The following is an 11658-nucleotide window of genomic DNA, read 5'->3' as shown; positions in this document are numbered from 1 at the left end:
TCCACTCGTAGAGCGAATGCGGGCTGACCCCCAGCCGCTGCGAGACCTCCGCTACCGGATAGCCCCGCTCAGTGATCTGACGCACCGCGTCACGTTTGAACTCTTCTGTGAAATTGCCTTTGCCCATATAGGCCTCCTGCCTCAAGTTTAGGGGAGAAGGCGTCTACAAATCTAGGGGCTATTCATCTAGGGGCTATTCACTTTGCCATATAATCCTCAAGGCAACGGCTCACGGGGCAACTCTCTCGCGGCGAGTTTCTCTCGCAAGCGGACCTTGGTCGGATGTTCTGCGAGGCAAGGTGCATGTCTTTGCCGTAGCCATTTCATATTGCTGACCAGCTGTGGCCGTTCACTATGTTTCCCGGTTCGGACCGCCATTGCCATATCCATTTCCCTTGCCGACAGGGCTCCATCCGCGGGCTCGATGAGGCATGTCTGGCCGGAGAGCGGCTACGCCTCGCTCGTATTCCCGCAACGGCGCTTCAAAACTTTCATCCCCTGCCGGAACCCACCCCACTCGGTAAGTCGAGCGGGGACCCCAGGTCGCCGTCATTCCTCGCGAAACAAGAAAGCCTCTCCGCGCCGCCCTTCACGATGTTCCGGCCCTAAGGCCCACCCCATTGCGCAGGCGCAATGGGGACCCCGGGGGGTGCGGTCCGATCGTCCCCGGCCTTTGCGACTGCCATCGAGGCCGCAATGGAGCGGCCCGAAACAGCGAAAGGAATACGACAATGGCTACCATCGGCACCTTCACCTCCACCGAGAACGGCTTCACCGGCACCGTCAAGACACTCAATCTTAACGCCAAGGCTCGCATCGTCCGCGTCGAAAACCCCTCCGAAAAGGGCCCACACTTCCGGATCTACGCAGCGGGAGCCGTTGAGGTCGGCGCCGCCTGGCAGAAGCACTCGGAGCAGACGGGCCGCGATTATCTCTCGGTCAAGCTCGATGACCCGAGCTTCCCGGCTTCCATCTACGCAACGCTGACGGAAGTCGAAGGCGAAACGGAACTCCAGCTGATCTGGTCGCGCCCGAACCGGGACTGAGGAGCCAAGCCCCGCCCGAAAGGGCGGGGCCATAAGCTCTCCGAAGATTTAAAGCCGGATCAGGCTTCGAGCCTGGTCCGGCTTTCTTGGTGGCACACGAGAGGGAGGAATAGCTGCTCAGAAACCGGGAGTTTGCCGCTCGCGCATGCCGGCCTCAAGGATGAGCGGTTCCCCCAATTTTCTCCAGCCACCTGCGGCGCCCTCCGAAAATCGGCTCCCCCACTCCCCGGCCCTGCCGGTCGCTTGCGCGATCCCTGACCCCGCCATCCCCTCCCGGCCGCTGACATCGTCTTTCACACTCAAGGAGATCAGACGATGACCTACGACATTGAAGTCCAAATCGAGGAACTGCGAGCCGAGCTTCGTAACGCGTGCGACGTCGGCGAGCGCCGCCAGATCCGGACAGAGCTGGATGTCGTACAGGCGGAGCTTGCGGCGGCCGTCGCCCTGCAGAACGAGACTTTCGATCGGAAACCTCCTTACTGAGAGGCAACCGATAGCGATGCGCCATGGCCGACTCTCGCGGTTCTCCTGTGACCCCATTTCGCCGGCCACCGTCTGCGCACTATCGGCAAGGTCATCGGTCAATTCTTCCGGAAGGAAAGCTCGGTCTGAAGACGCTATCAAGATCCCTTTCTTCATAGACATCGAGGTTAACTTCGGAACCAGCGCCACTGAGGCGCCCCAAAAAGAGGATCTTGCCCGCTTCGGCGGGCCGGTTCGTCAGCACCAGGGTTCTCGCCGACCCCACCAGGTCCGCGCCAAGCCCTCCTCAACCAGCCTATCGCCGAGGCTTCGTCCGTCTCGGGCGAGAACCCGGAGCTTGCGGCCGTAACCATCCGTATTACTGCCTGGCCAAGCCCGGAGTTGGAATGGCCCCTCATTGACGAGTTCGATCAACCGTTCTGTTGCCTTAGTGCCAAGTGCCAGTTCCGACGCGCTTCCGGCGTGCTAATTTCCGGGGTGTCGATTTCGCAACCCGCACCTTCTGGCCGTTTATCCATAGCGTATCACCGTCGGCAACACAGTTGTAACACACACCGGATGCACATTTGGGGTATCTCACGGTTTGAGCGGATTGCACGACTTCAACGTAGGAAACAGGCGAGATAGCCCCTAGCAGAACAGCGGCGATACGCGCTTTTCAGAATTGATTTTATCGGATTGTCCCAAGCTCGATGACGGTCGATGGAGCGCATCTACCAGATTCCCGGGTTATGGCCGACCTCGTTCGATAGTCTCGCGCGCGCTTTTGCCGGGTCAGTTCCAGGAAGAGGCAAACCGCATCCTGCTCCCGCTCGAAATGGTGGATCAAGGTCTGGCCCTTGCTGCCGATCCTTCCCCATCGACGGGTCAGGCTAGGTTCACCGAACAGGTTGGCGTCGATCGACATCGAATAGTAGCGAGCCATGTTCTTGGCGTGGTCCGTGCGTTCAACATAGAGTTGGTAGGGCTGAGAGATCATGACCGAGAATCGCGCGTGCGGAGTCCTCGGTCCAACGACAAATATGAATCGGTTCTGCGTAATCGATGCAATCTGGTGAAGCGTTCGAAACGTCAGGTCGTGGGCGATCCGCCTTCGGCGTACTGCTCTATTCGCCACGGCGAACGAAGCCCGTAAACGGTCTCCGCCCATTCGGGTCACGATCTTCTCGCGGCGCGGAGGCATTGATCAGTATCCGAGATAGCCGAGGATATCCGCGCCATAATATTCCCTCTCCCCGTCTGCATGCGCGATGACCTCGCCGGTGGCATCATCGACCAATGCCTTGTCATCTTCTCGGACGGTGGCTCTCACTTTGTGGATGCGGCATTCCTCGATCGCGTCTTCAGCCGGCACCTGTGCCTCACACGCTTCCCAATATCGCATCGATGGATCCTCCCACGTTTAGTTCGGTTCGCGCGACGCGGGTACTTCGGCAGGCTCAACCCGCCGTTGAAACCTGTTCTCACCGACGCACGACGTCATGTCCGGTCGGCGGAACCAGATCGCGCGTCCGCATCGCAAAGGCGCATTGCCGGCGGTGAAGACGATCTGCTCGTCAGCACGCATGCGCAGGACCTCGTGCGGCTGGATCAGCTGCCTGGAGGCGAGCTGCTTCGAGCGCGTCCGCGATGATCCGCGCGATTGGAAACTGCGGCTGACCTGGTCAATCTCGACCGTTGTCGTGCCACATCGGCGCGATATGTAGTCGGCGGTTTCAGGATCGTTGATGGCCGCAAATGAAATCCAACTGGCGCTTTCGAACCACTTGCTGGACGCGTCGCGACCGCCGTATGTTTCCCGCAGCTGGCCGATCGACTGATAGATCATCGTCAGCGTGATGCCGTATTTCCGGCCGGCGTCGCGTGCCGTCTCCAGCACCCGCATGTAGCCGAGTCTTGCGACCTCATCGAGGAGAAACAGTGCCCCGCCCTTGATCGCCCCGTCGCGATTATAAATCGCGTTAAGGAAGGCACCGATGATGACCCGCGCCAGACCAGCGTGGGTTTCCAAAGTCTTGAGGTCGATGTTGATGAAGATGTCGGTTTCACCATCGCCTAGCGCCTCGGTGGAGAAGCTGGAACCAGAGACCAAGGCGCCGTAGTTCGCGTAGCTTAGCCAATGCGTTTCCTTGACCACGTTGGCGTAGACGCCAGAAAACGTCTCTGGCGTCATGTTGACGAAGGCCGCGACATTTTCCTTCACGAACTCGGAAGCGGAGTTGTCGTAGATTTCTCGCAGGCGTGCGCGGAGTTTTGGCTCCGGCTCTGAAAGATTGGAGCGAACCTGACGCAATGTCTGGTGCTTCGCGTCCGTATGTCCCGACAGGCATACGTCTGCAATCATCGCGATCAGAAGCTGCAGACCGGACACGCGAAAAAAGTCATCTCGGACACCGGCCGCACGACCGCTATCGCTCATGATCCATGACGCGACGGCCGCGATATCTTCTTCCTTGGTGCCGCCGTGGCGACCGATCCAGTCGAGCGCGTTGAAGCCAGAATTCGCGTCTTTCGGATCGAGGGCGATGACACGCCGGCCTGCCGTTTGCCGATGCTCCATCACCATCGGCGCGACCTCATTGGATGGATCGAGCACGATCAGAGAGCCGCCCCATTTGAGAGCAGTCGGGACCGTCACGGAGGTCGTCTTGAAACCACCTGAGCCAGCGAACACGATCCCGTGCGACGAGCCGAACGAGCCGTCGAAACACAAGAGTGGCGCGGTGCCACCCTTGCCCCAAGTCGTCGGCTCGCCCGGGCGAAACGACGTCGCCGCTGGATCGTCCCGGTCGACACGATAACACTCGCCGATGACGATGCCGCCTGTTTCCGGAAAGAGCTTTGTGGCATCTTGCATCGTCATCCAGTCGGCCTCCCCGTGCAGGGCGCGTTTTCCCCTGATGCGTCTCGGCTCTCTTCGCGAGAACGCCGCATTGCCTATCCTCGCAACGCGCAGCGCGACGAGCGTCACGAGCAGCGCGGTTCCCGCTCCTGCGAGGGTCGAAGGATCGGCATAGGACACAAGGGTCCTTCCCGCGGGGACCTGGCCGGAAAACGCCAGCAGGCGCGATCCCTCCCTGGTCGCTGCGACGACGATCACGCCGAGGCCACCTACGGCGACGCTCCAACCAGACGCCTTGACGTTGATCGATCCCCTCGTTCCAAACAGAAACATCAGCCCGCAGGCCCCGGCGAGCGCAAAGGGCAATGCCAGCCCTGTCCGCCCGAGCATCGGCTTTGCCTGATCGGTCGTCCCGAACGCCGAGAGCCACCGTTCGATGCCGGGGAGCATCAAACAAACGGTGATCATGGCAACGGCCGGAATGCTCGCGACCAGAATCTTCTCAGGCGTCATCGGAAAACGCCTTCGCACCGAGTTCACTCAGGCGGGTTCGCTCCGCCTCGTCAGCCTTAATCCGCTGGGAGGCATCGATCAGCAGCCCCAGCAGCAGCGCACGTTTCTCGAAACGCAGGCCCGCCTTGACGATCAGGCCGCCAAGCTCGATCTTCTCCCGCGCGTCTTTTTTTCGGGCCTCGGTTGCCGTCATCTTCTGCATCCGTTCAAGCCTCAGCAGATTGGCCCGCAGCCTCGCCAGCGCCGTTCGGCGGCATGGCCGCAGGCTTGCGTCCCTGGGTCGGTTTCGTCCCTCCGCGAAACCGGCCGGCGACCTCTTCGAACGCCGACAGAAGATCAGCCTCTTCGATCTCGATCTCCCCGATCCCCGCACGTAACGCAATGCGCCCGATGCGCTCGGCATCACGGGTTTCGGCCTGCTTGAGTTGCTCCTGCAAGCGAGCAATCTCTTCCCGGATTTTGGCGGTTGGCTTCTTCATGGGCGTCGCTTCCTCGTTACATTCAGTCCGATGAAACCAAACCTTGCCCCGAATTTTCTCCCTATGGAAAGGTGCAACGTTGCACCTCGCCAAAGCGCCAGCTTTCGGCGAATGATCCCGCCGTTCCGAAGGAGCGGATCCGAAGGGCGCAATTATACGTCGCTGACGCGACGCTTTGCTTCTAGGCCCTGCCAATGGGGTGGGATGAGCCCTCTGCTCCCGACGAACAGTTTGATTTCGTTCGATCTTAGGAGCTCGTTCTCGTCTTGGCCGTCCCGCATTTCTCAGTCAGCATCGTTGCTCGCGGCTCCGGCCGCAGCGCCGTGCTGTCGGCGGCCTACCGGCATTGCGCCAAGATGGAGTTCGAGCGGGAAGCCCGCACGATCGACTACTCCAGTAAGCAGGGGCTGCTGCGTGAGGAGTTCGTCATTCCAGAGGGCGCACCGGAATGGTTGCAGGAAATGATCGCCGATCGTTCGGTCTCCGGCGCCTCGGAAGCCTTCTGGAACAAGGTTGAGACATTCGAAAAGCGCAGCGATGCGCAGCTTGCCAAGGATGTGACAATTGCCCTTCCGATCGAGCTCACCGCAGATCAAAACATCGCCCTCGTCCGCGACTTCGTCGAGCGGCACATCACCGCCAAGGGCATGGTGGCCGACTGGGTCTTTCACGATTCCCCTGGCAATCCGCACATCCATCTGATGACCACTTTGCGGCCACTGACCGGGGACGGCTTTGGCGCCAAGAAGGTCGCGGTCTTAGGAGCTGACGGCAATCCTGTTCGTAATGATGCCGGCAGAAAAGTCTACGAACTATGGGCCGGCGGAGCCGAGGACTTCAACGCGTTCCGCGACGGATGGTTTGCGATCCAGAACCAGCATCTGGCGCTGGCGGGTCTCGATATTCGTATCGATGGACGGTCATTTGAGAAGCAAGGGATCGAGTTGACGCCGACCCTCCATCTCGGCGTCGGGACGAAGGCGATCGAACGGAAAGGCGACGCCGGGGAAGAGAAGGTCTCGCTTGAGCGGCTGGAGCTGCAGGAGGAACGCCGCACGGAGAATGCCCGGCGGATCCAGCGCGATCCGGAGATCGTGCTCGACCTCATCACCCGCGAGAAAAGCGTCTTCGAGGAACGCGATGTCGCCAAAATCCTCTATCGCTACATCGACGATGCGAGCCTCTTCCAGAACCTGATGGCGCGGATCCTGCAGAGCCCACAAACGCTGCGGCTCGACCTTGAGCGCATGGATCTCGCCACCGGCGTCAGGGCAGCGGCGAAGTACACGACACGGGAGCTGATCCGCGTTGAATCTCAGATGGCCAATCAGGCGATCTGGTTGTCGCAGCGATCCTCTCACGCCATCAAGCCAGCGGTCCTGAACCGCGTATTCTCTCGCGATGACCGCCTGTCGGATGAGCAGAAAACCGCGATCGAACTTGTCACTGGTTCGGAGCGGATCGCTGCCGTGATCGGCCGCGCGGGCGCTGGCAAGACGACGATGATGAAGGCGGCGCGCGAAGCCTGGGAAGCGGCCGGACATCGCGTCGTCGGCGGCGCGCTCGCGGGCAAGGCGGCCGAGGGGCTGGAGAAGGAAGCGGGCATTGCCTCCCGCACGCTCTCCGCCTGGGAGCTGCGATGGGATCAGCAGCGAGACCGGCTCGATGACAAGACCGTCTTCGTTCTCGACGAGGCGGGCATGGTCTCGTCCCGGCAGATGGCACGCTTCGTCGAAGCGGTCACGACATCAGGTGCGAAGCTCGTACTGGTCGGCGATCCCGAGCAGCTTCAGCCGATAGGGGCCGGTGCTGCCTTCCGCGCGATTGCCGAGCGGATCGGCTATGCGGAACTGGGGACGATCTACCGCCAGCGCGAGCAATGGATGCGCGATGCCTCGCTCGATCTGGCGCGAGGAAACGTCTCGGCTGCGCTCGACGCTTATGCGTATCACGATATGGTGCGGACCGCCTGGACTAAGGACGAGGCGATTACCTCCCTGATCGCCGATTGGCACCGCGAACACGATCCGGCCAAGGCAACCCTGATCCTCGCCCATCGCCGTGTCGATGTGCGGGTGTTGAACGAGATGGCGCGCGGCAAACTGGTCGAGCGAGGCGTGATCGAGGTCGGCCATGCGTTCAAGACGGAAGATGGGACGAGGCAGTTTGCGGCTGGCGATCAGATTGTCTTCCTGAAGAATGAGGGATCGCTCGGCGTCAAGAATGGCATGTTGGCGCGTGTGGTCGAGGCGCAGCCAGGACAGATCGTGGCCGAGATCGGCAATGGTGAAGAGCGGCGTCACGTCGTGGTAGAACAACGCTTCTACGCCAATGTCGATCATGGCTACGCCACCACGGTCCACAAGAGCCAGGGCGCCACCGTCGATCGCGTCAAGGTGTTGGCATCGAGCACGCTGGACCGACACCTCTCCTATGTCGCCATGACCCGCCATCGCGAGACAGCCGAGCTCTATGTCGGCCTGGAAGAGTTCGCGCAACGGCGTGGCGGCGTGCTTCTCGCCCATGGCGAAGCACCCTACGGACACAAGCCGGGCAACCGGGACAGCTATTACGTGACGCTCGGTTATTCCGATGGCCAGGAGGGCACCGTCTGGGGTGTCGACCTCTCCCGGGCGATGAATGAATCGAAAGCCGAGATCGGTGATCGGATTGGCTTGAAACACGTCGGATCGCAGCGCGTCAGACTTCCCGATGGCAAGGAGGTCGACCGGAATTCCTGGAAGGTCGTGCCGATCGAGGAGCTGGCGATGGCCCGCCTTCATGAGCGCCTTTCACGCTCTGGAGCGAAGGAAACGACGCTGGATTACCAGGACGCTTCGCATTATCGCGCGGCGCTTCAATTTGCCCAGGCACGTGGCTTCCATCTCATGAATGTCGCCCGCACCGTCGCCGTCGACCGGCTCCAATGGACCGTCCGTCAATCGTCGAAACTCGCCGAGATTGGTGCGCGCCTTGCCGCCATTGCGACAAAGCTCGGCCTTGTCGGAGCGAAGTCGACCGCATCGACAACATCTGCAATCAAGGAGGTAAAACCCATGGTCTCAGGTACGACGACCTTCCCCAGATCGATCGCTCAGGCGGTCGAAGACAGGCTCTCGGCCGACCCCGGCCTGAAGGGCAGCTGGTCGGAGGTCTCTGCTCGCTTCCATTATGTCTTTGCGGATCCGCAGGCCGCCTTCAAGGCGGTCAATGTCGACGCTATGCTGACGGATGGGACGGTTGCCGCAACTACGCTTATGCGGATTGCCGAGCGGCCGGAAAGCTTTGGCGCGCTGAAGGGGAAGACTGGCCTGTTTGCGGGCAGCGCCGAGAGGCAGGCGCGCGGTACAGCAATCCTCAACGTGCCGGCCCTTGCCCGCGATCTGCAGGGTTTCATCGCGCAACGCGTTGAGGCGGCGAGCCGATATGAGGACGAGCAACGCGCGGTCCGCACCAAGCTCTCGCTCGATATCCCTGCCCTTTCCGCATCCGCAAAGCAGGTGCTCGAGCGCGTGCGCGATGCGATCGATCGAAACGATATCCCCGCTGGTCTCGAGTTCGCTCTGTCGGACAAGATCGTGAAGGCCGAGCTCGAAGGTTTTGCCAAGGCTGTGTCGGAGCGCTTCGGGGAAAGAACCTTCCTTCCGCTCGCGGCAAAGACAGCGGACGGCAGGTCGTTCGACGCAGCATCCGCGGATATGCAGCCGGCGCAGAAACAAGAGCTGCGGTCGGCCTGGGACACGATCCGGACTGTTCAGCAAGTGGCTGCGCATGAGCGAACGGCTGTGGCGCTTAAACAGGCGGAAACCATGCGCCAAACCCAGACGAAAGGGTTGTCGCTGAAATGACGTCTCACGAAAAAACCACCCCTGCCATAGCGCGCCAAAGGCGCCCTGCCCTCGCCCTGATCGCTGCCTCATTCGGCGTTGCCCTTGCACTGATTGCTGGCGGCGCCGTCGGTGGCCTGCGGATCAACACAACGCCCAGCGAGCCGCTTGGTCTATGGCGTATCGCACGCCTCGATCGCCCGGTTCACGTCGGCGACATGCTGTTCGTTTGCCCGCCTGAGACCGAAGCTGTCTTTGAGGGATTTGCGAGAGGCTACCTTCGCGCGGGCCTATGCCCGGGCGGGTTTGGTCCGCTCATTAAGACCGTGGCGGCGATTGCCGGTCAGCGGATTGATGTTGCCGGCGACGTCACGATCGATGGGCGGCCGATCGAAAGCTCCAACCTCGTGGCTCGGGACGGAACCGGGCGGCCCTTGCGCCCGTATGCGGGAGGGACGGTTCCAGCCGATTTCCTGTTCCTTCTCTCGCCGTTTCCCGGGTCCTGGGACTCGCGATACTTCGGGCCGGTCCCCGCGTCCGGTGTCCTTGGTTTTGCAAAACAGGTGCTGACCTGTGCGCCCTGACTGGATCAAGCCACTTGCCCTCACGCTGGCTTCTGCCACGGTTGGCTACATAGCCTGGAGCGGACACGCATTGGCGCTTCCGGTAGCAATCGCGTTTCCAGCGTTCTGGTCACTGGCACGCAACCGTCGGACTGCAAGTGCGGTTTCCGCTGCCTATTTTCTGGCGGCGTCGCGTGGTCTTCCGCAGGGCGTGGCTGCCTTCTATCAATCGGACATCTGGCCGGGACTGATACTGTGGCTTGTCGCCTCAAGCGGCTTCGTGTTCGTTCATGTCGCCCTGTGGTCGCGTCGATCCGGCGCCGGGAAAGCCCTGCGATATACGATCGCGATGGTCCTCATGGCCCTTCCGCCATTCGGCATTGTCGGCTGGGCCCATCCGGTCACTGCGGCAGGCGTTCTTTTTCCAGGGTGGGGATGGTCAGGGCTTGCGGCAGTGACAGCCGGTCTCGCGATCATGACGACGCGATATAGACCGGCTGCAGCCATCACCCTCGTAGGTTTCTGGCTCTGGTCCGCCGCATTCTGGACCACTCCCGACATAGGGCGTGGGTGGCAGGGCGTCGACCTGCAGCTCGGTAATAGTCTGGGTCGCGATACAAGTCTTGCTCGCCATAGTGACCTTGTTACAACGCTGCGCCTACAGCGCCGGCCCGACGTCACCACCATGCTCTTGCCTGAAAGTGCTCTTGGGTTTTGGACGCCGTCTGTGGAGCGCTTGTGGCGGCAGCAGCTCGCCGGTGGCGATCTGAGCGTCATCGCCGGCGCAGCTGTGGTCGATGCGCAGGGATACGATAATGTCCTGGTCCGAATCTCGGCCACCGAAAGTGAGATCCTCTATCGGGAACGCATGCCGGTGCCTGGTTCGATGTGGCGGCCGTGGCTGCCACTGATTGGAAAGAGCGGCGGCGCCCGTGCTGATGTCTTCGCAAATCCGATTGTCTCAGTTGGCGGCCAGCGCGTGGCTCCGCTCATTTGCTACGAGCAACTGATCATCTGGCCCGTCCTGCAGTCGATGCTCCATGATCCAGATCTGATGATCGCGGTCGGAAATGACTGGTGGACCAAAGGGACATCCATCGGCGCCATTCAGAACGCCAGCACAGAGGCTTGGGCTCGGCTGTTCGGCAAACCTCTCGTGATGTCCTTCAACACCTGATCTGGAGAAAGACCATGGACGCCGCCCTTATCGCTAAATGCGCCGACCCAAGCCTTGCCCCCGCTATCGTCGAACAGTTCGTTGCGGCCGTCGGTTCTGACGATCCACTGGCCGTAACCGTGAAGGCTGATGGTCGGCTTGTTCTCATTCCCAAGCCTCGCTTGCCCGACGAGGCGATGGGTGTCGTCATGGAGTATGTCGGTCATGCCATCGTTCGCGTCGGCATCACACAGTTTCCGGCGGGCGTTGGCCTTGGCGAGCCGTCACAGCTTCAGCCAGACATGTTCGACGCTTGCGCGAACTTGCGAACGGGGACAGGCATATTCGCAAAGGTCGCCCGCATCGTCACCAAATGGTATGGCCGTCCCACGAACAGTGAGCTCCTTCCGCAGTTGGTCGATGATGCGATCTACGCTTGGAAGACAGGAACCTTCGAAGGCGACAACGTGTTCCGAGCCAACGATCCCGGTGGCCCGACTTTCTTTGAGACACGCTCGGAAAAGGCTGCCGAAAGTACGGATCCGGTGGTCCCTCCTAAGGAGAGACAAGTTGCCTCGCAAGCAGCCGAGCCGGATAAGGCTACGGAGGCAGGAATGAGGATCGATCTTTCGAGGATCGGCGGACATAATTACGAGGCGCTGCAGCTGGGTCACCGCTAGGGCGAAACCCGAGAGGTTGCACTCGCTTTTAATCAACCTACGGCTGAGTTATTGTATGTGCGTGAC

12 protein-coding genes are annotated in these 11658 nt (G+C 61.1%); 5 read left to right on the top strand and 7 right to left on the bottom strand.

Annotated elements, in window-relative coordinates; translation table 11 throughout:
* Positions 1-127: transposase (locus ASE04_RS30545; protein ID WP_082597227.1), on the bottom strand; the 127-nt coding region annotated here is incomplete at its 3' end.
* A gap of 604 nt (positions 128-731) precedes the next feature.
* Here ASE04_RS30545 and ASE04_RS29770 point away from each other — a divergent pair.
* On the top strand, positions 732-1046 hold the full coding sequence (locus ASE04_RS29770) for a DUF736 domain-containing protein (RefSeq protein ID WP_056826428.1): 315 nt from the start codon (positions 732-734) through the stop codon (positions 1044-1046).
* A 117-nt stretch (positions 1047-1163) separates the two neighbouring features.
* Here the strand turns inward: ASE04_RS29770 and ASE04_RS31345 are convergent, their stop codons facing one another.
* The 6 genes from ASE04_RS31345 to traC form a co-directional block, all read right to left on the bottom strand.
* On the bottom strand, positions 1164-1634 hold the full coding sequence (locus ASE04_RS31345; protein WP_210172106.1) for a hypothetical protein: 471 nt from the start codon (positions 1632-1634) through the stop codon (positions 1164-1166).
* A gap of 568 nt (positions 1635-2202) precedes the next feature.
* Positions 2203-2511, bottom strand: a complete 309-nt coding sequence (locus tag ASE04_RS29760) for a WGR domain-containing protein (protein WP_056826479.1) — start codon at positions 2509-2511, stop codon at positions 2203-2205.
* Positions 2512-2718: 207 nt separating this feature from the next.
* A complete protein-coding gene (locus tag ASE04_RS29755) occupies positions 2719-2916 on the bottom strand; it encodes a hypothetical protein (RefSeq protein WP_056826424.1) in 198 nt (65 codons plus the stop codon).
* Positions 2917-2934: 18 nt separating this feature from the next.
* The gene (gene traG / locus ASE04_RS29750) at positions 2935-4887 is read right to left on the bottom strand and encodes a Ti-type conjugative transfer system protein TraG (RefSeq protein ID WP_056826422.1); all 1953 of its coding nucleotides are present in this window, start codon (positions 4885-4887) and stop codon (positions 2935-2937) included.
* On the bottom strand, positions 4877-5089 hold the full coding sequence (gene traD / locus ASE04_RS29745; protein WP_056826420.1) for a conjugal transfer protein TraD: 213 nt from the start codon (positions 5087-5089) through the stop codon (positions 4877-4879). The genes traG and traD overlap by 11 nt, the downstream gene beginning before the upstream one ends.
* 4 nt (positions 5090-5093) lie before the next feature.
* Complete coding sequence (gene traC / locus ASE04_RS29740; RefSeq protein WP_056826418.1) at positions 5094-5366, bottom strand: conjugal transfer protein TraC; 273 nt, start codon at positions 5364-5366, stop codon at positions 5094-5096.
* A 266-nt stretch (positions 5367-5632) separates the two neighbouring features.
* On the opposite strand from traC, the gene traA reads away from it, so the two are divergent.
* The 4 genes from traA to ASE04_RS29720 are packed head-to-tail and all read left to right on the top strand — an operon-like array spanning position 5633 to position 11592.
* Positions 5633-9214, top strand: coding sequence for a Ti-type conjugative transfer relaxase TraA (traA, locus tag ASE04_RS29735; RefSeq protein WP_056826416.1), 3582 nt, complete (start codon positions 5633-5635; stop codon positions 9212-9214).
* A complete protein-coding gene (gene traF, locus ASE04_RS29730; protein ID WP_056826414.1) occupies positions 9211-9777 on the top strand; it encodes a conjugative transfer signal peptidase TraF in 567 nt (188 codons plus the stop codon). Before traA ends, traF begins: the two co-directional genes overlap by 4 nt.
* Positions 9767-10933, top strand: a complete 1167-nt coding sequence (locus tag ASE04_RS29725; RefSeq protein ID WP_056826412.1) for a conjugal transfer protein TraB — start codon at positions 9767-9769, stop codon at positions 10931-10933. Before traF ends, ASE04_RS29725 begins: the two co-directional genes overlap by 11 nt.
* A gap of 14 nt (positions 10934-10947) precedes the next feature.
* A complete protein-coding gene (locus ASE04_RS29720; RefSeq protein ID WP_056826409.1) occupies positions 10948-11592 on the top strand; it encodes a TraH family protein in 645 nt (214 codons plus the stop codon).
* Positions 11593-11658 lie beyond the last annotated feature (66 nt).

Origin of the sequence: Rhizobium sp. Root708 (genome assembly GCF_001429725.1) — a bacterium.
In the GTDB taxonomy this organism is placed as follows: Bacteria; Pseudomonadota; Alphaproteobacteria; order Rhizobiales; family Rhizobiaceae; genus Rhizobium.
The sequence above is the reverse complement of the archived record's forward strand: the minus strand, read 5'-3'. Positions and strand labels throughout refer to the sequence as shown.